General features: G+C 34.0%; 22 protein-coding genes and 1 pseudogene. 18 read left to right on the top strand and 5 right to left on the bottom strand.

The features are described 5' to 3' along the window. Positions 1-164: 164 nt before the first annotated feature. Positions 165-1,070 carry a DMT family transporter gene (locus CO726_RS28525; RefSeq protein ID WP_099686523.1) on the bottom strand — a complete coding sequence of 302 codons (906 nt, stop codon included), beginning with the start codon at positions 1,068-1,070 and terminating at the stop codon, positions 165-167. Between the two features lie 97 nt (positions 1,071-1,167). On the opposite strand from CO726_RS28525, the gene CO726_RS28530 reads away from it, so the two are divergent. The 4 genes from CO726_RS28530 to CO726_RS28545 all read left to right on the top strand — a co-directional run bounded on the left by CO726_RS28530 (position 1,168) and on the right by CO726_RS28545 (position 3,980). Then, on the top strand, positions 1,168-2,037 hold the full coding sequence (locus tag CO726_RS28530) for a LysR family transcriptional regulator (protein WP_099686524.1): 870 nt from the start codon (positions 1,168-1,170) through the stop codon (positions 2,035-2,037). A 120-nt stretch (positions 2,038-2,157) separates the two neighbouring features. Then, on the top strand, positions 2,158-2,589 hold the full coding sequence (locus tag CO726_RS28535) for an Rrf2 family transcriptional regulator (protein WP_098760357.1): 432 nt from the start codon (positions 2,158-2,160) through the stop codon (positions 2,587-2,589). 71 nt (positions 2,590-2,660) lie between these two features. After that, positions 2,661-3,311: a DsbA family oxidoreductase gene (locus tag CO726_RS28540; protein ID WP_099686525.1), complete on the top strand. Its 651-nt coding sequence runs from the start codon at positions 2,661-2,663 to the stop codon at positions 3,309-3,311. Positions 3,312-3,377: 66 nt separating this feature from the next. Next, positions 3,378-3,980 carry a nitroreductase family protein gene (locus tag CO726_RS28545; protein ID WP_060490009.1) on the top strand — a complete coding sequence of 201 codons (603 nt, stop codon included), beginning with the start codon at positions 3,378-3,380 and terminating at the stop codon, positions 3,978-3,980. Between the two features lie 164 nt (positions 3,981-4,144). On the opposite strand, the gene CO726_RS28550 is transcribed toward CO726_RS28545, so the two are convergent. Next, the gene (locus CO726_RS28550; RefSeq protein WP_099686526.1) at positions 4,145-4,564 is read right to left on the bottom strand and encodes a GNAT family N-acetyltransferase; all 420 of its coding nucleotides are present in this window, start codon (positions 4,562-4,564) and stop codon (positions 4,145-4,147) included. Positions 4,565-4,747: 183 nt separating this feature from the next. Here CO726_RS28550 and CO726_RS32900 point away from each other — a divergent pair, with 183 nt between their 5' ends. The 3 genes from CO726_RS32900 (at position 4,748) to CO726_RS28565 (ending at position 7,784) form a co-directional block, all read left to right on the top strand. Then, the gene (locus CO726_RS32900) at positions 4,748-4,882 is read left to right on the top strand and encodes a hypothetical protein (protein WP_098760354.1); all 135 of its coding nucleotides are present in this window, start codon (positions 4,748-4,750) and stop codon (positions 4,880-4,882) included. Positions 4,883-4,987: 105 nt separating this feature from the next. Then, entirely contained in the window at positions 4,988-6,592 is a 1,605-nt protein-coding gene (locus CO726_RS28560) for an amidase family protein (RefSeq protein ID WP_099686527.1), read from the top strand. Between the two features lie 178 nt (positions 6,593-6,770). Beyond that, entirely contained in the window at positions 6,771-7,784 is a 1,014-nt protein-coding gene (locus CO726_RS28565) for an AI-2E family transporter (protein WP_099686528.1), read from the top strand. A gap of 83 nt (positions 7,785-7,867) precedes the next feature. Here the strand turns inward: CO726_RS28565 and CO726_RS28570 are convergent, their stop codons facing one another. Beyond that, on the bottom strand, positions 7,868-8,812 hold the full coding sequence (locus CO726_RS28570) for an L-lactate dehydrogenase (RefSeq protein WP_098760351.1): 945 nt from the start codon (positions 8,810-8,812) through the stop codon (positions 7,868-7,870). A gap of 246 nt (positions 8,813-9,058) precedes the next feature. On the opposite strand from CO726_RS28570, the gene CO726_RS33080 reads away from it, so the two are divergent. Both CO726_RS33080 and CO726_RS28580 read left to right on the top strand, forming a co-directional pair. Further along, entirely contained in the window at positions 9,059-9,334 is a 276-nt protein-coding gene (locus CO726_RS33080) for an FAD-dependent oxidoreductase (RefSeq protein WP_342750867.1), read from the top strand. Between the two features lie 103 nt (positions 9,335-9,437). Further along, positions 9,438-10,361, top strand: a complete 924-nt coding sequence (locus CO726_RS28580; protein WP_099686530.1) for a CobW family GTP-binding protein — start codon at positions 9,438-9,440, stop codon at positions 10,359-10,361. 110 nt (positions 10,362-10,471) lie between these two features. Here the strand turns inward: CO726_RS28580 and CO726_RS28585 are convergent, their stop codons facing one another. After that, positions 10,472-11,470: an S-layer homology domain-containing protein gene (locus CO726_RS28585; RefSeq protein WP_099686531.1), complete on the bottom strand. Its 999-nt coding sequence runs from the start codon at positions 11,468-11,470 to the stop codon at positions 10,472-10,474. Positions 11,471-11,682: 212 nt separating this feature from the next. Between CO726_RS28585 and CO726_RS28590 the strand changes: the two are divergent. The 6 genes and pseudogenes from CO726_RS28590 to CO726_RS28615 form a co-directional block, all read left to right on the top strand. Then, a pseudogene (locus tag CO726_RS28590) lies at positions 11,683-12,084 on the top strand (3-oxoacyl-[acyl-carrier-protein] synthase III C-terminal domain-containing protein); the annotation flags it as partial. Positions 12,085-12,192: 108 nt separating this feature from the next. Then, the gene (locus CO726_RS28595) at positions 12,193-13,410 is read left to right on the top strand and encodes a substrate-binding domain-containing protein (RefSeq protein WP_099686532.1); all 1,218 of its coding nucleotides are present in this window, start codon (positions 12,193-12,195) and stop codon (positions 13,408-13,410) included. 90 nt (positions 13,411-13,500) lie between these two features. After that, entirely contained in the window at positions 13,501-14,274 is a 774-nt protein-coding gene (locus tag CO726_RS28600) for an ABC transporter ATP-binding protein (protein WP_099686533.1), read from the top strand. Then, on the top strand, positions 14,252-14,953 hold the full coding sequence (locus CO726_RS28605) for a branched-chain amino acid ABC transporter ATP-binding protein (protein WP_099686534.1): 702 nt from the start codon (positions 14,252-14,254) through the stop codon (positions 14,951-14,953). The genes CO726_RS28600 and CO726_RS28605 overlap by 23 nt, the downstream gene beginning before the upstream one ends. A gap of 21 nt (positions 14,954-14,974) precedes the next feature. Next, on the top strand, positions 14,975-15,835 hold the full coding sequence (locus tag CO726_RS28610; protein WP_099686535.1) for a branched-chain amino acid ABC transporter permease: 861 nt from the start codon (positions 14,975-14,977) through the stop codon (positions 15,833-15,835). Positions 15,836-15,884: 49 nt separating this feature from the next. Continuing rightward, the gene (locus tag CO726_RS28615) at positions 15,885-16,838 is read left to right on the top strand and encodes a branched-chain amino acid ABC transporter permease (RefSeq protein ID WP_136699898.1); all 954 of its coding nucleotides are present in this window, start codon (positions 15,885-15,887) and stop codon (positions 16,836-16,838) included. Positions 16,839-16,936: 98 nt separating this feature from the next. On the opposite strand, the gene CO726_RS28620 is transcribed toward CO726_RS28615, so the two are convergent. Then, a complete protein-coding gene (locus CO726_RS28620; RefSeq protein ID WP_099686537.1) occupies positions 16,937-17,725 on the bottom strand; it encodes a LysR family transcriptional regulator in 789 nt (262 codons plus the stop codon). Positions 17,726-17,845: 120 nt separating this feature from the next. Here CO726_RS28620 and CO726_RS28625 point away from each other — a divergent pair, with 120 nt between their 5' ends. The 3 genes from CO726_RS28625 to CO726_RS28635 are packed head-to-tail and all read left to right on the top strand — an operon-like array spanning position 17,846 to position 19,169. Then, positions 17,846-18,394 (top strand): DUF4865 family protein, encoded by a 549-nt coding sequence (locus CO726_RS28625; protein ID WP_099686538.1) that lies wholly within the window; start codon positions 17,846-17,848, stop codon positions 18,392-18,394. Positions 18,395-18,436: 42 nt separating this feature from the next. Beyond that, positions 18,437-18,844 (top strand): tautomerase family protein, encoded by a 408-nt coding sequence (locus CO726_RS28630; RefSeq protein ID WP_099686539.1) that lies wholly within the window; start codon positions 18,437-18,439, stop codon positions 18,842-18,844. 1 nt (position 18,845) lies between these two features. Beyond that, positions 18,846-19,169, top strand: a complete 324-nt coding sequence (locus CO726_RS28635; protein WP_099686540.1) for a carboxymuconolactone decarboxylase family protein — start codon at positions 18,846-18,848, stop codon at positions 19,167-19,169. Positions 19,170-19,349: the final 180 nt, after the last annotated feature.

Below are 19,349 nucleotides of genomic sequence, written 5' to 3' on the forward strand. Positions count from 1 at the left end.
GACCAAACTTCTCTCGCTAAAGAAAGTTGGCCTATATTTAACTTACCAAATTACAGATGAAATAGAAAGTGAAAATGTCACCTTTTAGGTGACATTTTCATTGACAAAATCTTTTTTCAACAACGTGAAGAAAGAGCCTACAAACAGTAGGCTCTTTCTTATGTTTATTTCACTTCAACTTGCTGCCTTACAGCAAGTGTTTTCGGCTTTATATTTACAAAACAAATACTCACAACAATAAATAATAGACCAATAAACAAGCTCATTGTAATGGCTTCATGTAAGAAGATTGAACTTACAATAATAGCGATAAGGGGGATAAGGAATGTATAGGCCCCAACTTTACTTGCCTCACCAGCTCCAACAAGTGTGAAGTAAGCAAGCCACCCCATTGCAATAACAAAAAATGAAATAAAGAGTAGTACACTAACAAACGGTATACTCCAAGCAATACTAGACCAGCTTTCAAACTCTGATCCAAATCCAATTAAGCAAAGTCCACCAATAATAAGCTGTAGTGTTACCATCCAAATGGCATTCACGCGGTGACCAGTCTTCTTAATAAATACTGTGCCGAGCGCCCAGCCAATCGCACAACCTAATGCGAGAAGGATTCCAATAATAGAAATATGTCCAGTTAAACTACTAGAGCTAATAACACCTACGCCGATAAATCCAAGGACAAGCCCGAAAATTTTCAAGCCGTACATAGATTCTTCAAGCCAAATCCATGAGAAAATGCCGAGTAAAACAGGTTGTAGAAATACGATAGCGGAAAATAACCCAGCAGGCATATATTGAAGGCCGACAGTTTGTAATCCGTAAAATATAATGATATTAAGTAAAGAAGAAATAACGTATAAATGCCAAGTTTCTTTTAAATGTAATTCTTTGTATTTCGGTAAAGCGAAAAGAAGTAAAATGAATCCTCCAATTAAAGTTCGAACGCCTGCAAATAAAACGGGTGGTGTAAAATGCAGGGCAAACTTAGATAAAGGCCAATTGATTCCCCACATGAAAACGAGAAAGGTAAGGATTATGGCCGTCTTAGTTCGAGAAAGCTGTGTCACTGAAAGACCTCCTTGTTGTTGTTCATTTCACTATGATATGATATCGATTGTAATAAATAAAATGAATCTTTTTTATAAGGGGTATAAGTGATTAGTTATGACTATTACACAACTGCAAGTATTAATAAAAACGGTGGAGTTAGGTAGTTTTACGAAAGCTGCTCGGGTGTTAAATATGACGCAGCCAGCCGTAAGTCATGCCATTTCAAGTATTGAGTCAGAATTAGGAGTTACGATTCTTATACGTGATAAACGAAAAGGATTAATCGTTACCGATGTAGGAAATAGAATTCTTGTACATATTAGAGAAATTTTGAACGGTGTTGAGAAGATTGAGCAAGAAGTGGCAATGGAGAAAGGCCATGAAGTCGGTACAATTCGTATAGGAAGTTTTCCGAGTGCTTCTGCACATTTCTTACCGAAAATGATAAATCTTTTTAAGGAGAAGTATCCGAACTTAGAAGTCGTTCTTTGTGAAGGAACGATTAAAGAAGTTGAAGATTGGTTAGTATCGAGGGTTGTTGATATAGGAATTGTTATTTTGCCTAATAAAGAGATGGAGATTGTCCCATTAACGAAGGGGAAAATGGTTGTTATCTTAAGAGAGGATCATCCTCTTTGTAAGAAGAACTCAATTACGATTAATGATTTAAAGAATGAACCGATTATATTATGTAAGGGCGGATACGAGCCACCCATTATCGATCTGTTTAAACAAGCCAATGTACCACTTCGGGCGGAGTATAGAATTTCGACAGTTACTACAGCTTTAAATATGATTCAAGAAGGGTTAGGCATCGCAATATTAGCTGAATTATCTTTAACGAATGTACCAAAGAATGTGCAAACGCGAGAATTAGAGCCCAAAGTGTGGCGCGAAATTGCTTTAGCTGTTCCTTCATTAAAGGAAGCTTCAATCGCTGTTCAGTTATTTATTGAAGAATTTCAAGTGCTAATTACAGAATAAAAAGAGGTGTCTCATATATCATAATGGGACATTTTTTAATTTGCTCATAAAAAATCTATGAAAAGGATTGACTTATCTTTTTGTTGTAACTATAATGATTACATCGGGGTGGTAATCACAATGAAAATTAGTAGCCGCTTTTCTATAGCTGTTCATATTTTATCTATTTTGAAAAACAATCCATCTTCACTTTGTACTTCAGACTATATGGCTGAGAGTGTCAATACAAATCCAGTAGTGATTCGTAAAATTATGTCGTATTTGAAACAAGCTGGTTTTGTTTATGTAAATCGAGGTCCAGGTGGCGCAGGGTTACTAAAGGACTTACATGAAATCACGTTGTTAGATGTGTATCATGCAGTAAATGTAGTGGAAGAGGATAAACTATTTCATATTCATGAGCAACCAAATCCAGATTGTCCAATTGGCGCAAATATTCAAGCAGTGTTAGAAGTTATATTAATACAAGCGCAATCCGCGATGGAAGAAGTTTTGAGAAATATTACGATGGAGCAGTTGTTTGAAACTTTGCAAGAAAAAATGAATGCTTAAATAATAGTTATATTTTTTTATCAATGATGTAACTAAATTGATTGCAACTATAAAGGTAAGGTGTAAAAGTTATGACTGTAAAAATGAAAGTATACTCAGATTTCATATGTCCATTTTGTTTTTTAGCAAAAGGTCCATTAGATGAAGTAGCGAAAGAGAAAGATGTAGAGATCGAATGGATGCCATTTGAATTACGTCCAAGTCCATATTCAAAAATAGATCCATGGAATGAGCCAGAAAAATTAGGTTCATGGGATGCTTTCATTCTTCCAACTGCGAAGAAGTTAGGAATCAATATGCGTTTGCCGCGTGTTTCTCCGCATCCATATACACATTTAGCTTTTGAAGGGTGTCAATTTGCGAAAGAACGTGGACTTGGAAATGAATATCATCACCGCGTATTCACAGCATTTTTCCAAGAAGAGCAAAACATTGAAGATATTGATGTTTTAACAAAATTAGCTGTAGAAGTAGGACTTCCTGAAGCTGAATTTAAAGATGCTTTAGTAACTCGAAAATATAAAGCAAAACATGAAGCGGCAATTCAGCATGCATATGATGAAGCGAATATTATGGCTGTTCCAACTGTCATGATTGGAGATGAAGTCATTCAAGGTCTTGCTAGTAAAGAAACCCTACAAAGAGTCATTGATAAAGAAATTGAAAAGGAAAAAACAAATTCATTTGAAGGTATGCAATGTAATACGGATGGATATTGCTAATTCGTTTTGCATAAAAGAATCGAATTAATTTGTTTAAATAAAAAACATACATTTGGAGGAATTAAAATGTCAGCAACTACAACAAACTTAAAAGAAGCAATCGTGAACCGTCGTTCCATTCGTAAAGTAACAAAAAACGATGCAATTACGAAAGAAAGAATTGAAGAAGTTTTAAAAACAGCTTTACACGCACCAACATCTTTCAATATGCAAAGTGGTCGTATGGTTGTATTAATGGATGGAGAACATGAAAAGTTTTGGGATATTGTTAAAGAAACACTAAGAGCTCGCGTACCAGCAGAAAACTTTGAAGCGACTGTAGAAAGATTAAAAGGTTTCCATGCAGGTGTTGGGACTGTGTTATTCTTTGAAGATCAAGCAACAGTAGAAAAAATGCAAGAGAATGCACCATTATATAAAGATCAGTTCCCATTCTGGTCTCATCAAGGAAATGCAATGTTACAACATACTGTATGGATGTTATTATCAGCTGAAGGAATTGGCGCATCATTACAACATTACAATCCAATCGTAGATGCTGAAGTGAAAGAAACTTGGAACATTCCAGCAGAGTGGAGCTTAGTAGGACAAATGCCATTTGGTGAGCCAAATGAACAACCAGGAGAAAGAACATTCTTACCTACTGAAGATGTAGTGAAATTTTATTAAGAAATTTTATATATAAAGAGTTAGATAAGCGAAAGGACAGTACATATTAGCCATATATGTACTGTCCTTTCGCATGTAATGTTTAAACTCGATTGTGGAAAATGTTACTGCAAGAACAAATTCCTCCATATGAATGGCTGTCTTCCCTTACAATTAAAAATCTATTATGTTTTTGAAATGACAATAAACATTCCCGTCATGTTAGGTGAGTAATCTTTAAAATCAAACTGTTCATAGAACGATTCTTTACCTTGTGATGCAAACAAACCAACAAACGCTTTATCAGGGGCATTCTCATTTAAGTATGCAACCAAAAGATGCATGATTTCTTTCCCAATACCATGTTTCTGATAATCCGGATGAACTATTATATCTTGAATATAGAAATAGATAGATCCATCACCAACAATTCTCCCCATACCGATAATTTGTTCATTATCTTTGACTATGATGCAATGAATAGAATGCTTCAGTGAAGTATCCGCTACTTCAAAATTTATATAATTAGTCCATCCAACAGAATCACACAAATATTTATACTCTTCTAATGTTGGAATATTATGTTTAAATTCATATGTTTTCAAAATGAATCCTCCAAGTCCTTAAATTCAACAAGTATATAAATTCGACATTTTGTTATCTTTTCCTCTTATGTAACTGAATTCCCTTTAGTTATTGAATTTTGTACAGTTTCCTTATTTGTATTAATTTATAAGAGTTTAGGGGAAAAATATAAGAAATAATGCAGTAGAAAGGGAAGTGGAAAAATGAATGATGAGAAAAAATATACAGTCGTAGGTACTGATGTTGAAGAAGTAAAGCGTTTAAATAAGGATTCAGGATTAACATATAATCAAGTGAAGGAATTATTAGCGAAGCAAATGCAAAAAAGAAATAATTAAATTGAAATCCTTCATTTTTTCATTTAGCATTTTAATGAAAGAGAGCTATAAGAATAACTCTTTTTTTCAATATAATTTAGCAACTTTTAGAGTGGAGGAAGCAACATGAAGAAATGGGTAAAGATAACGCTATCAATTGCTGGAGGTATTGTCCTGTTGGCATGTGCCGGCGGATATTACGTGTATAAAAATTATTTTCCAAAGGAACCTGAGCGTATTGTATATGATAAAGATAGAGTGTTAAAACCGATACATAATCAGCTGAAGGGGATCAACATAGATAATGTAAAAGAAAAAGAAGTCATTAATGCGACTGTAGATGAGCTTCAAAAAATGATTGATGATGGGAAATTATCATATGAAGAATTAACGAGTATTTATCTTTTTAGAATACGAGAACATGACCAAAATGGAATATCATTAAATGCTGTTACAGAGATTAATCCAAATGCAATGGAGGAAGCGCGAAAGTTAGATAAAGAGAGGGCTTTAAATAAGAAATCAAACTTATACGGCATGCCAATTATCGTAAAAGATAATGTACAAACGGAAAAGGTGATGCCGACAAGTGCAGGAACTTATGTGCTAAAAGATTGGATTGCAGATGAGGATGCGATGGTCGTGAAAAAGTTGAAAGAAGAAGGTGCTTTTGTTTTAGGAAAAGCGAATATGTCCGAGTGGGCAAATTATTTATCCTTAACAATGCCTAGCGGATATAGCGGAAAAAAAGGACAAAATTTGAATCCATACGGTCCGATTACGTATGATACATCAGGATCAAGTTCTGGATCTGCTACAGTAGTTGCGGCAGATTTTGCCCCACTTGCAATTGGTACGGAAACAACTGGATCAATTGTAGCACCAGCGACGCAGCAATCCGTAGTTGGATTACGTCCATCATTAGGTATGGTGAGTAGATCAGGCATTATTCCGTTAGCTGAAACACTTGATACAGCAGGACCGATGGCAAGAACGGTAAAGGATGCGGCAACGTTATTTAACGCAATAGTAAGTTATGATGAAAAAGATGCTATGACAGAAAAAATGAAAGATAAAGAAAGAATGGATTATACGAAGGATTTATCAATAGACGGATTGAAAGGGAAAAAAATAGGAGTTCTTTTTTCAATAAATCGACAAGATGAAAATAGAAAAGAAGTAGCAGAAAAGATTAGAAAAGACCTTCAAGATGCAGGTGCAATATTGACTGATGATATTCAGTTAAACGCTGAGGGTGTAGATAATCTGCAAACATTAGAATATGAGTTCAAGCATAATGTTAACGAGTATCTTTCAAAGCAAAAAAATATACCAGTAAAATCGTTAGAAGAGATTATTGCGTTTAACAAAAAGGACAGTAATAGACGAATAAAATATGGACAAACATTAATTGTGGGGTCTGAAAAATCTGCTATAACGAAAGATGAGTTTGAAAAAGTAGTGCAAACGAGTCAAGAAAATGCAAGAAAAGAGCTAGATAGATATTTAGTAGAAAAAGGTTTAGATGCTTTAGTTATGATTAACAACGATGAAGTTCTTCTATCAGCTGTAGCTGGCTATCCAGAATTAGCGGTGCCGGCTGGATATGATAACAATGGAGGACCGGTAGGTGTAGTGTTTGTCGGGAAGCAATTTGGTGAAAAAGAACTGTTTAATATTGGATATGCATATGAACAGCAGTCTAAAAATAGAAAATCACCTAAATTGTAAAAGGGTAAACGAAAAAAAGAGATCCAATGAAATATATAGATGGACTAATATAAAAAGAATCTAACAATATAAAAAGAAAAACAGGATTCTTCTCAATTAGTAAGAAAGATTGTCTATAGAAGTTCATAAAATGTAATATATTCAATTTCCATCCATTGAAGGGGGAGGTTAAATCTTAATGAATGAAGTGAAAAAATTTTTTCGAAGTAGAGGGTTCCAACGGTTTCTCGTTTTAATAATAGTAGCGCTTGTATTATATGGACTAAAAAGTATGATCAATTTAATATTAATTACGTTTATACTGACATTTTTAATGGATCGATTTCAACGCTTTATATCAAAAAAATTGAATGTGAATCGAAAAATTGTTATCGCATGTTTGTATATAATATTGGTTACTTTTATTGGCACAACATTATATAAATATTTACCTGTGCTAACGATACAAATTTCTCAACTGATTTATCAATTTAAGCTGTTTTTTCAAAACCCACCTGATAATGAAATCGTTAAATATGCACTTTCGACAATTAACGGAATGGAAGTATCAAAATATATAGAACAGGGTGTAGATGTCATCTATCAATCGATAGCAAATATAGGGAAAGTAAGTTTACAAATATTATTGTCTCTCATATTAAGCTTATTTTTCTTATTAGAAAAAGAGCGTATTATTACATTTACCTCTAAATTTAAAGATAGTAAGCTGAAAATTTTTTATGAGGAGATTGCATATTTTGGTGAAAGGTTTGCAAGGTCGTTCGGTAAAGTAATTGAAGCGCAGTTTTTAATTGCAGTTGTAAATTGTATTCTAACTGTCATTGCATTAATCGTTTTAGGATTTCCGCAGCTTCTCGTATTAGCTGTCATGATTTTCTTACTAGGATTAATTCCTGTTGCCGGGGTAATCATTTCCTTGTTCCCACTTTGTATTATTGCTTATAACGTAGGTGGAGTTATGTACGTTGTATACATACTTGTGTTCATTACAGTAATCCATGCTCTTGAAAGTTATTTTTTAAACCCGAAGTTCATGTCTGCGAAAACGAATTTACCAATCTTTTATACATTTATGATTCTCATCTTTTCAGAGCATTTCCTTGGAATATGGGGGCTTATTATCGGGATACCAATCTTTATCTTTTTATTAGATGTACTTGATGTGAATAATGAGGAATCAATTAAAAAATAGAAAATAACTGATGGTTTCAATGAGCGAACAATCAAAATGAAAAAGCAATCCAAAATAAATTGGATTGCTTTTTACTATACATATTAAAGAACTGGAGCCATAGTTTCTTTCAGTACTTGAACAGAGTGATCGAATTTTAATTCTTCTTCTTCGCTTAATTCCACTTCTAAAATTTCACGAACACCGCCGCGATTTAAAACAGCAGGTACACCGATATAAACATCTTTTTGACCGTATTGACCTTCTAAATATGCCGAAACAGTTAATACACTATTTTCATCGTTTAAAATCGCCTTAGTAACACGTAGAAGTGACATACCGATACCATAGTAAGTTGCACCTTTTCGCTCAATAATATGGTAAGCTGCATCACGAACGTTTATGAAAATTTTGTCTAAATCTTCTTGCGTGTATGTGTTGTCTTTTTCAAGAAGCGTTTGTAGTTTTTGAATACCAATTGATACGTGACTCCAAACTGGAAGTTCTGTATCGCCGTGTTCACCGATAATATAAGCATGAATGTTGTGTGGACCAATATTGAAGTATTCACCTAACATATAGCGGAAACGAGCAGAATCAAGTGTTGTACCAGAACCGATTACTCGTTCTTTTGGTAAGCCAGATTCTTTCCAAGTCACGTAAGTTAAAATATCGACAGGGTTAGTTGCAATTAAGAAGATACCATCAAATCCGCTATCCATAATACTACGAACGATTTGTTTAAAGATTTTAGCGTTTTTCTCAACTAAATCTAAACGTGTTTCGCCTGGTTTTTGTGGTAATCCAGCCGTAATGACTACAAGATCGGCATCTTTACAATCTTCGTAGCTGCCTTTCCACACTCTAGTTGGAGCTGGAGCGAATGGAACAGCATGACTTAAATCCATTGCTTCTCCTTCAGCTTTTGCCTCGTTTACATCAACTAAAACAAATTCTTCAGCTACAGCTTGGTTAATCATGCAGTAAGCATAACTACATCCAACCGCTCCTGTTCCTACTAATACAACACGGTTAATACCTTTTTTCATTTCATAATTCCTCGCAATTTCATTGATTTTATTATGTAAGATAATACATCTTACTTCTATAGATTCATATCTAGTTTATTACATTTTATAAAAGATATTCAAGTAATTGAAAATGTATCCGTACAATTTCTTGCACAAAACATAGGAATGAAGGTAACCGAATATAATGCAATAAAATCCTTTATAAAAGGGGAAAAGGGTATGAGGCAGCAGTTAACGATGGAAAGAATGCTTCATATTATTAAGATGGGGCTCGTTAAAACGAAGAATCCAAAGCAGATTATTATTGCTGGTGCAGGGATTTCAGGCTTAGTTGCAGCATCGTTATTAAAAGAAGCAGGTCATAAAATAACAATTTTAGAAGCGAATAACCGAATAGGATGGAGAATATATACGATTCGTGAACCATTTAGCGCTGGAAAAGTGCACTTTGCAGGAGAGCATACGACATTAACACATGGGTGGATGCAAGGAGCAATAGAGTCTGGAATTCGAGTTGCTTATGAAGTAAACGAACAGTGAAGATATATTTACAAATCACTACTCTTTTAATAAAATAATAAATATAAATCGTAATTATTACGCTTTGAATATGTTTGAAATAAAGAAATGGATGGTCGATCACATGAATAAAGTAGAAATTCATATATTAGGTGGCTTTTTAGGTAGTGGAAAATCAACATTATTACAAAATTTATTGTTAGCAGAGAAAAAGAAGAATAGAAAAGTTGCAGTATTATTGAATGAAATTGGTGAGTACTCGGTAGATACCGATATTATTGGAAAAGAGAATGTTTTAAGAGAACTTCTGAAAGGATGTATTTGTTGTACGTTAAAAGAAGAGCTTGAAATACAATTGCATTCGTTATATCAGCAAGAAAGACCAGATGTCATTTATATAGAAACGACAGGTGTTGCGCATCCAATTGAAGTGTTAGATGCATGTGTATCACCAATTTTAGCACCTTTCTTAGAAGTGAAATCAATTGTAGTCGTTTTAGATGCAGTAAGATGGTTAAATCGAAGTGTATTAAGTGCAAACGTTCAGCAGTTATTGCATGAGCAACTGAAGTTTGGTAGCCACATTTTAATTAATAAATTAGATTTACTAACAGATGCGGATAAGAACAAAGTAATTGAAGAAGTGAAATCAATAAATAATCATGCGAAATTATTTGAAACAAAATATTGTAATATATCTTTAGAAGATATAGAAGAAGCTGAATTTACGAATGATGGGGAACATGAAACACTACATGTAAAACAGCATTTACATATACAAACGATGACATATCAATTTACGAAATCGATTGATCAAGATAAATTATACGAATGGCTTTCGAATTTACCAGATAGTATTTATCGTGTAAAAGGATTTGTGAAATTCCATGGGGACAAATATCCTCACCTATTCCAATATTCATTTGGGGTACCAACTTTACTGGAACAAGACTTCGGTTTCCCAACGAACTTGGTAGTAATAGGGGAAGGGTTAGAAAAGAAGCAATTGGCTGAAGGGCTAGAGAAAGTGGAACTTAATTCTAATTAAGGTTAAAGGGAGCTGTCCCATAAGTTGGTGAAAACGACTTATGGGACAGTCCTTTTATTTTTTATGAGTAAGCATATAGCTACTTGTATTCATTTTAAATAGTCACTCTTTTAGTATTTTCGTTTTCCAAGTAAAACATTTATATGATAGCCATCCCTATAAGTTGTAACTTTGCGACCATCTAATTCTATTGTACGAGAGCTTGCAGTAGGATTTTTCATTATATTGTACAGATAATCTCCTTTAGTTGGTAGGAGGTTTTTTAGGATTTTTTTCACAGGCTCGTTTAATACAGGATCTTCACTAGAAATATACATTTGATATGCTCTGTCATCGTCAGAAGAAAATTCAAAAGTCATAAGGTTATTATATGCTTTACCATCTTTATCATATCGGTAATTATATTGGGTTTTTTCAAACCCAGAATCAATCAATATATTATGAATTTCTTTATAATTATGCTCATCCCCATCTTTCTCAGGAATAGAATCAGGAACAAAGTTAGGGTTTACAAAAATTGCATTATACATAAATTTTGCAAATTGCTCCCTTGTTACATTCAGTTCTCCGCCATATTGATAGTTTCCAATTCCGTTTGTGATGCCATTGCTATACAATGAACGAACAGAGTCTTTTGCCCAATGATTATTTGAAACATCATGGAAAAGGTCGTTTGTTTTTACAGATAAATGAAAAGCTTTTTGTAAGATAACAGCCATTTCATATCGAGTTAATGTATCATCGGGTCTAAATTTGTCAGTGCTACTATCCCCTGTCATGAGTCCTTTTTGAGCAACTGCTTTAATATTGTTTTCAAACATATGCCCATGAATATCTGAGAAATGTTTACTTGTAGATCCGGTATTTTCTAGTTTTAAGTATCTTGAAATAATCGCAGCTACTTGTCCACGAGTTACATTGTCCCCAAATCCAAATTTTCCGTTACCATACCCACTAAAGACCTTTTGCTCAGTTAAATGGTCAATCGAATCTTCAGACCAATGCCCCTTTGGTACATCGATGAAACGTTCGGTTTGTGCATGAGCATTCGTTGCGCCGAATAATGTGGCGGTAATTAAGCCTGTTGCAAGTACATGTTTAAAATTCATTATGATTCCTCCTAAATATATAAAACAATATTTTCTCACTCATACCCGTTGTATTTTATTGGATATTGTTTTTATATTATATTAGTATATTTAGATTTTGTAAATTTTTTAATTGCTTTCGTAGTACTGCTTAAATATATATGGTGTTACAAGGGAGAGAATGAAGGAAGTGTAAAAATAATAAGTAGTAAAGTAACATTCTTACAACTATTATGAAAGAACGTTTAGATTCCATTTCAACTCCTAATTTTGATAAGGTTATTCGGGAGGCGTTAAGAAAAAGTGAATTAACCCCTAAAGATATTAAAGTATTGTTACCACTGCATACAAAACGTTCTATGTTAATAGAATTGATACAGGGGCTAGGGCTAGCAGAAGAACAAGTTGTATATTTAGATCATTATGGACATATGTCAGCGCTTGATCCTTGCATTGGTCTTCACTTTGCAAATGAACAAGGAAAATTACAGGTTGGAGATATTGCAATAGTAGTTAGTGCAGTGACTGGATATACGTGGGCGGCGACTGTGATTAGGTGGTGGAAAATCTTAGATGAATATATGGAGAATGGAGGTATTTGGAAAGAGGTGGCGAATGTAAAGGTACTTCATTAAATTTCTTAACAGATTTGTTTGTATGATTAAAAGAAAAAGTCATAATTATGGGTGGATAACTTTGGCGAGATTGATTCTATCAGAAAGTAAAGTATGGGGAGGATCACAATGTCGATGAAAAAACGTAAATGGTTAAGAATGGTGGCTACTGGTTGTGTTTTAGGTTCGCTATTAATAACGGCAGCTTGTTCAGGAAAGAAAACAAGTACAGAGGATGAAAAGACGATTAAGGTAGGGGTTCTTGCTTCATTAACAGGTCCATTAGAATCATATGGAAAACAAACAGTGAACGGATTTGAATTAGGGTTAGACTATGCAACGGGTGGAACTGGAAAAGTGGAAGGGAAGAAGATTAAGTTTGTTGTAGAAGATACAGAAACGAAAGCAGAGGTAGCGGTTAAAAAAGCTACGAAGTTATTAGAGGAAGAGAAAGTCGATTTTTTAGTCGGATCGTCTAGTTCAAGTGATACATTAGCGGTTTTACCACTAGCTGAAGAATATGAAAAAATAATGGTTGTAGAACCAGCAGTTGCTGATAGTGTAACTGGGAAAAATCGGAATAAATATATTTTTAGAACAGGAAGAAGTTCTTCACAAGATGCGATTGCAGGAGCAGCTGCAATTGCAAAAAAAGATGTAAAGATTGCGACGTTTGCCCCGGATAATGCATTTGGCCGTGAAGGAATTGTGGCATTTAAAGCTGGAGCGAAGAAATTAGGTGCAAATATTGTAAACGAACAATATGCCGATACAAATTCAACTGACTTCACTGCAAATATTCAAAATATAATTAGCTCAAAACCAGATTATTTATTTATCGTCTGGGCAGGGGCAAATTCACCTTGGAAACAGTTAAAAGATATGAATGTGGAAGCGCAAGGCATTAAAGTTTCTACAGGTGCACCAGATATACCGGCGTTAAAAACGATGGATGCATTAGTAGGAATGCAAGGTTTTTCTGTTTATTATCATACACTCCCGAAAAATAAGGTGAATGATTGGTTAGTGGAAGAACATAAAAAACGATTTAATGGTGCGGTGCCAGATTTATTTACAGCAGGGGGAATGTCAGCGGCGATTTCCATTGTAGAAGCTTTAAAGAAAACAAAAGGTGATACAGATGTAGATACATTAATTAAGAAAATGGAAGGAATGGAATTTGATACACCGAAAGGAAAGATGAAGTTTAGAGAGAAGGATCACCAAGCGATGCAGACACTGTATTCTATCACATTGAAAAAGCAAGATGGTGTCGATTATCCGGTGCCAGTATTAGAGCGAGAATTAACGATGAAAGAGACAGAACCACCAGTTCAAAATAAATAGACTGAATTTTCTGTTGTTTTTGCATAAAGAGGGGCACACCCTCTTTATACGTATTTCTTTCATACTTAAAGCTTTAAAGGGAGGGATTTCGTGACACATTTGCTAGAAACGAAAAATCTTAGCGTATCTTTTGGCGAGCATCATGTTATTAAGGATGTGAATTTAACAGTACAAAAAGGAAAGCTCATTTCCATTATTGGACCAAATGGTGCAGGAAAGACAACGTTATTTAATTTACTAAGTGGACAAATTTCTTCAACAAAGGGTGAAGTATATTTTAAAGGACAAGAGATTACAAAGTTATCAATTTCAGATCGAACGCGATTAGGAATTGGTCGTTCTTTTCAACTTACAAATATATTCCCAGAGTTAACGGTACTGGAAAATGTTCGTTTAAGTATTCAATCATTTGTTCAAGATTACTATAGTTTTTTTCCGAGTTCGGCAAAATTTAAGCAACAAGTCGGAGAGGCGAGACGATTCTTAAAAACAGTATTACTTCAGGAGAAAGAACATGTATTAGCGAAAGATTTAGCGCATGGGGAAAAAAGAAAGTTAGAGCTTGCGATGTTATTAGCTTTAAAAACGGATGTGTTATTACTTGATGAGCCGACGGCAGGTATATCAGTTGAGGAAGTGCCGGCTATTTTACAAGTGATTGAAAATATTAAGAAACATCCAGAGAGTACAATTGTACTGATTGAACACAAAATGGATATGGTACTAGGTTTGTCAGACCATCTTATCGTTTTATTCCATGGAGAGTTATTGGCTGAAGGTTTGCCCGAAGAAATTATGAAAGATGAGCGTGTACAAAGTGCTTATTTAGGGGGATTATATAGTGGCACTATTACAAGTGAATAATATAGAGACGTATTTAGATCAGTTTCATATTTTACAAGGGGTATCTCTTGCTGTTGAGAAAGGAACGATTACTGTACTGTTTGGAAGAAATGGGGCAGGGAAGACGACGACGTTACGTTCGGTTATGGGATTTCACCATATTGCACATGGTGAAATTTATTATGATAGTACACAAGTAAATGGACTATCTACACATTTAATTTCAAGGAAAGGAATAGGGTATGTACCAGAAAATCAAGGTATTTTTCACGATCTGACAGTAGAAGAAACATTCGCTCTTGCCAGAGGGAAGGGCGAAGAAGCGGAAGAGAAAATCGAGTGGATGCTTGAATTATTTCCAGATTTAAAGCAGTTTTGGCATAAAAAAAGCGGACTCTTAAGCGGAGGACAAAAGCAAATGCTAGCAATTTCAAGAGCATTTATTAATAGTGATGGTTTATTACTTATTGATGAGCCAAGTAAAGGGTTGTCGCCCATTATGATAGAAAAATTAATGATAGACATTTTAAAAATGAAGGAGAAAACAACAGTTTTACTCGTTGAACAAAATTTTATGATGGCTAGTCAAATTGGTGATTACTTTTATATTATGGATAATGGCAGAATTGTTCATAACGGTTTTATGCATGAATTAAAAGAGGATAAGGAAATGTGTCACAAATATTTAGGAATCTCTTAACATGAATCCGGGGTGAGAAGGATGGATGTGTTAATCAATTTATTTGTAAATGGGATTTCAACAGGGATGCTCATTTTTTTATTAGCAGCAGGTCTTTCACTTATTTTCGGTTTAATGAGCGTGCTAAATTTCGCACATGGTGGTTTATTTGCGTGGGGAGCATTTACAGGAGTTTGGCTATTTAATATGACAGGTAGTTATGTATTAGCATTAGTTGGAGCAATTGCTATGGGGATGTTTCTTGGATTCATTTTAGAAAGATTCCTTATTAGACCGGTATATGGAAATCATGTTCGCCAGCTTCTTGTTACGCTTGGAGGAATGCTTGTACTTAGTGAATGTATTAAAGTATTTTGGGGACCAAATCCAATTGGTGCAAAATTACCGTTATGGCTACAGGGAAGTTTTACATTCGGAGGCGTTATATTAATTAAATATCGTTTATTCGTTATTTTAATTGGGATTATCATATACATTGCCTTACTATTATTGCTCAAAAAAACTAGGATAGGTCTTATGATACGTGCAGGTGTAATGGATAAAGAGATGGTTCAAGCGCTCGGTATTAACGTAAAAGCGATATTTTCTTTCGTCTTTTTATTAGGAGCAGGAATGGCAGCGCTGGGAGGCTTTTTATTAGCACCGTATTCAGGCGTTATTTTCGCTGAGATGGGTATGCAGTATGCGATTTTAGCTTTCATAGTAGTAATCATTGGAGGGTTAGGAAGCGTACAAGGTTCAGCAATCGCTTCTTTAATTGTCGGATTAGCTGGTGCTTTTACTGCGTATTTCATACCGGATTTATCACTTGCAATCAATATGTTAATGTTACTATTTTTCTTAATCGTGAAGCCAAACGGACTTGTTGGTGAAAAGGGGTGAAATGGTGAACAGCACATCAAATCGAATTAAAGTATACTTCGGAGTATTTATGCTCATTTGTTTAAGTGTATTTCCATTCGTAAATGATTCACGGAGCTTGTTAATTTTGTTCACTCAAATCTTCATCTTTGCTATTTTTGCAATGAGTTTTGATGTATTGCTTGGATATACAGGGATTGTATCGTTCGGCCATTGTATGTTCTTTGGAATAGGAGCATATGGCGTAGCGCTTTTGTTTGATCGGCAAGGAGTATCCATAACGAACTTTTTAATAGGGATAGTAGCTGCAATTATTATTTCAGCAATTGTTAGTTATATTATCGGTTTGCTTTCATTAAGGCTGAAAAGTCATTTTTATGCAATGTTAACACTTGCTATTTCACAGTTGTTTTTCGTACTTGCTGAAAAATGGCGTGGGCTCACTCACGGAGGGGATGGTTTTACATTTGGTGTACCAGATGTATTCCGGGATCGTTTTACCTTTTATTATGTAACACTTATATGTTTACTCTTCATTTTTATTCTACTACGTCTTTTCACCAAATCTTCTATTGGAAAAGTATTAAAGGCAATTTCACAAAATGAGCAACGTGTGGAAGCGCTAGGGTATAAAGTTCTTCATTATAAAATTATTGCTAGTATTGTGGCAGGAGTAGTAGCAGCGATTAGTGGTGGTTTATTTGTTATCACATTGCGCTTTGTAAATACGACTGTATTTTCAATTGAAATGACATTAAATGCATTATTGATGACGATGATTGGAGGAGTTGGAACACTAATTGGAGCAATTGCTGGAGCAGGAATTATTGAATCACTGAAATATTATTTATCAGAACTAGCTACAGCGTATCCGATTTTTGAACGATGGACGATTATTCTTGGGTTATTGTACATTATCGTATTGCTAGTTTTCCCGAAAGGATTAGTTGGCACGGTTAAGGGACTGAAGAATATGAAAAGGAATAAGAAGGAGAAAAGTGCAGAAGTGGAGCAAAATGTGTGAAAAATCAATTGTATAGAATATGAAAATCCCTCTTTTAGATTCGTAAAGGAGGGATTTTTATTGGTGTATGTAATTTTAGTTAGTTTATAGCTATCATATTAATCAAATAGTTCATCAGGGATTTGTTTTAAAGAGTTTTGATTCGTAAAGAAATGAACAGCTAATTTTTTAATTGGAATATCTTCAATTGGTACTAATTTATCATTTCTAATTGGTAAAAAGGCTATTCCTTTTCCATCATGAATAAACTCTTCAATAAGCGAATAAGAATCTAATTGTTGAAGTTGACGTTGAGATAAATTATTTTCTTTTAGAAATTGTATCGTCTTATTTCTAAAAGGACACTTTTTGTCATTACTAACGAAAAAGAGTTCCTTTGAATAGTCAATGGTACACTTATCTTTCGCTTTTAATAAGCCTATAGAAATTGAAGTGGAAAATACTTTTTTAAACGCTGTGTTCAAGTAATCCTCATAAGTAATGACCATATCAACTTTTTGTTGCTGCAGTAATTTTTGTAAATGACTACTATTTTCCACATATATTTGATAATTCATGAAATTTTCTTTAATACGCTTACTTAAATAATTAGTCAAAATCGATTGTGACGTCGCTATTATATAAGAAGACCCACTCGTTTTAATTTTATCTTTCGCTTCTTCTAATAGAGTTAATATTTGATTCGTGTAGTCTAATAAAATGTCACCAGAAGGTAACAAGGAAACGCCTTTGTTATCTCTATGTAGTAAAGGTGTTTCTAATTCTTGTTCTAATTTTTTGATTCGCTCAGTTACGTTCGGCTGAACATAACCTAACTCTTTCGCAGCTCTACTAATAGAACCTTCGCTAGCTACAGTTTTGAATATAATAAGATCATTTATTTCCATTTATCACAGCCCCTTATACAATATCATTATAAATGATACCAAACATAATTTATACCTATTTTACGTTAGCCAGTCATCGCTTTATCATTGTGTATATAAGATAGAAAGTGAGTGATAAACATGATTGGAATGCAATATAAGGTCATTTTGCCGAAAGATTATGACATGGAGATTATTAGAAAAAGGGTAAAGGATAATGGGTATAAAATGGATGGTTTTCAAGACCTGAATTTTAAAGCTTATTTAATTACTGAGGCAGGTAAGGACGGGAATTTCTATAACTGTTATGCACCTTTATATATTTGGAGTGGTCATGAAGGAATGAATAAATTTATATTTGAAGGGTATTACGATAATATTTTACAATCTTTTGGATGGCAACAAATAAATATAGGTGTTCCATTAGTTGTTAATTTAAAGGATGATTTTAAGAAATGTAGATATGTTGTTGAATATACGGGAAGTATTCCTCAAAAGAATTCATTGATTGGGACTCAATTTAACATTTTTAATAAGAATGCCCAAAATACAGAAGAGTGTAAAGGGACTGTGATAGTGTATAACCCAGATAAGTGGGGATATAGTCAGTTTGAATTTTATGAAGTAAAGCCTGACATGGCAACGAATAAATGTGTTACAGTATATGAGATTTTGCACATTTCACAATGAAAACGGGTTGAATGTTAAATTAAGAAAAAGGAATGAAAATGTATGCCTTTTGTGAACATTTATTATCATGAAAATATATTAAATAAAGAAGAGTTGAAAAAGATAGGTGGATGTATTCACCTATCATTAATTGAATATTTCAACATCCCTGAAAATGATTTTTTTCAAATATTTTTACCTTATCAACAAAATCACTTTTTATATAATCCAAATTATTTGTTGGAAAGAGGAGAAAAGAGAACAGAGAATATGATTTATGTTTCTATTACATGTGGACCGGGAAGAACGATAAAACAGAAAAGGGATCTGTATCAGTCGATATCCTTGAAGGTTTCTGAATGTTCTAGTGTAAAAAGTGCAGATATTTTTATTACGCTAAATGAGACATCTGCTGAAAATTGGTCGTTTGGTCAAGGATTGGCACAATTGGTAAAAGTGAAGGTGGAGTGAAATGATGAATGCATCAATTGAATATTGTATTCAAGAGAAAATGAGAGAAATGGCACCTGCATTTGCTCATTATAGTGAGGAGATATTGTTTGAGGAAGTGTGGCGAGATGACACTTTAACATTAAGAGAAAGAAGTTTATGTACAGTGTCGGCATTAATCAGTCTTGGTCATACAGAACAATTACCATTTCATTTGCGGCTGGCCAAACAAAATGGAATTGCAGAAAATGAAATGATTGCATTAATAACACATATGGCTTTTTATGTTGGTTGGCCCAAAGCTGTGGCAGCTTTACATATAGCAATGAATGAAATGGAAAGTTAAGAATAACGATAAGAAAGAATTCATTTAAACATGAATTCTTTCTTATCGTTATTCACGTTGTTGAAAAAAGATTTTGTCAATGAAAATGTCACCTAAAAGGTGACATTTTCACTTTCTATTTCATCTGTAATTTGGTAAGTTAAATATAGGCCAACTTTCTTTAGCGAGAGAAGTTTGGTC

It is taken from the genome of Bacillus fungorum (assembly GCF_002746455.1).
Lineage (GTDB): Bacteria > Bacillota > Bacilli > Bacillales > Bacillaceae_G > Bacillus_A > Bacillus_A fungorum.

Coding starts and splice junctions, on each gene's coding strand:
- CO726_RS28615 (WP_136699898.1), top strand. CDS start 15,885: ATGCTCATTTGTTTAAGTGTATTTCCATTCGTAAATGATTCACGGAGC.
- CO726_RS28610 (WP_099686535.1), top strand. CDS start 14,975: ATGGATGTGTTAATCAATTTATTTGTAAATGGGATTTCAACAGGGATG.
- CO726_RS28635 (WP_099686540.1), top strand. CDS start 18,846: ATGATGAATGCATCAATTGAATATTGTATTCAAGAGAAAATGAGAGAA.
- CO726_RS28585 (WP_099686531.1), bottom strand. CDS start 11,470: ATGAATTTTAAACATGTACTTGCAACAGGCTTAATTACCGCCACATTA.
- CO726_RS28540 (WP_099686525.1), top strand. CDS start 2,661: ATGACTGTAAAAATGAAAGTATACTCAGATTTCATATGTCCATTTTGT.
- CO726_RS28530 (WP_099686524.1), top strand. CDS start 1,168: ATGACTATTACACAACTGCAAGTATTAATAAAAACGGTGGAGTTAGGT.
- CO726_RS28535 (WP_098760357.1), top strand. CDS start 2,158: ATGAAAATTAGTAGCCGCTTTTCTATAGCTGTTCATATTTTATCTATT.
- CO726_RS28620 (WP_099686537.1), bottom strand. CDS start 17,725: ATGGAAATAAATGATCTTATTATATTCAAAACTGTAGCTAGCGAAGGT.
- CO726_RS28580 (WP_099686530.1), top strand. CDS start 9,438: ATGAATAAAGTAGAAATTCATATATTAGGTGGCTTTTTAGGTAGTGGA.
- CO726_RS33080 (WP_342750867.1), top strand. CDS start 9,059: ATGGGGCTCGTTAAAACGAAGAATCCAAAGCAGATTATTATTGCTGGT.
- CO726_RS28545 (WP_060490009.1), top strand. CDS start 3,378: ATGTCAGCAACTACAACAAACTTAAAAGAAGCAATCGTGAACCGTCGT.
- CO726_RS28630 (WP_099686539.1), top strand. CDS start 18,437: ATGCCTTTTGTGAACATTTATTATCATGAAAATATATTAAATAAAGAA.
- CO726_RS28625 (WP_099686538.1), top strand. CDS start 17,846: ATGATTGGAATGCAATATAAGGTCATTTTGCCGAAAGATTATGACATG.
- CO726_RS28560 (WP_099686527.1), top strand. CDS start 4,988: ATGAAGAAATGGGTAAAGATAACGCTATCAATTGCTGGAGGTATTGTC.
- CO726_RS28565 (WP_099686528.1), top strand. CDS start 6,771: ATGAATGAAGTGAAAAAATTTTTTCGAAGTAGAGGGTTCCAACGGTTT.
- CO726_RS32900 (WP_098760354.1), top strand. CDS start 4,748: ATGAATGATGAGAAAAAATATACAGTCGTAGGTACTGATGTTGAAGAA.
- CO726_RS28570 (WP_098760351.1), bottom strand. CDS start 8,812: ATGAAAAAAGGTATTAACCGTGTTGTATTAGTAGGAACAGGAGCGGTT.
- CO726_RS28595 (WP_099686532.1), top strand. CDS start 12,193: ATGTCGATGAAAAAACGTAAATGGTTAAGAATGGTGGCTACTGGTTGT.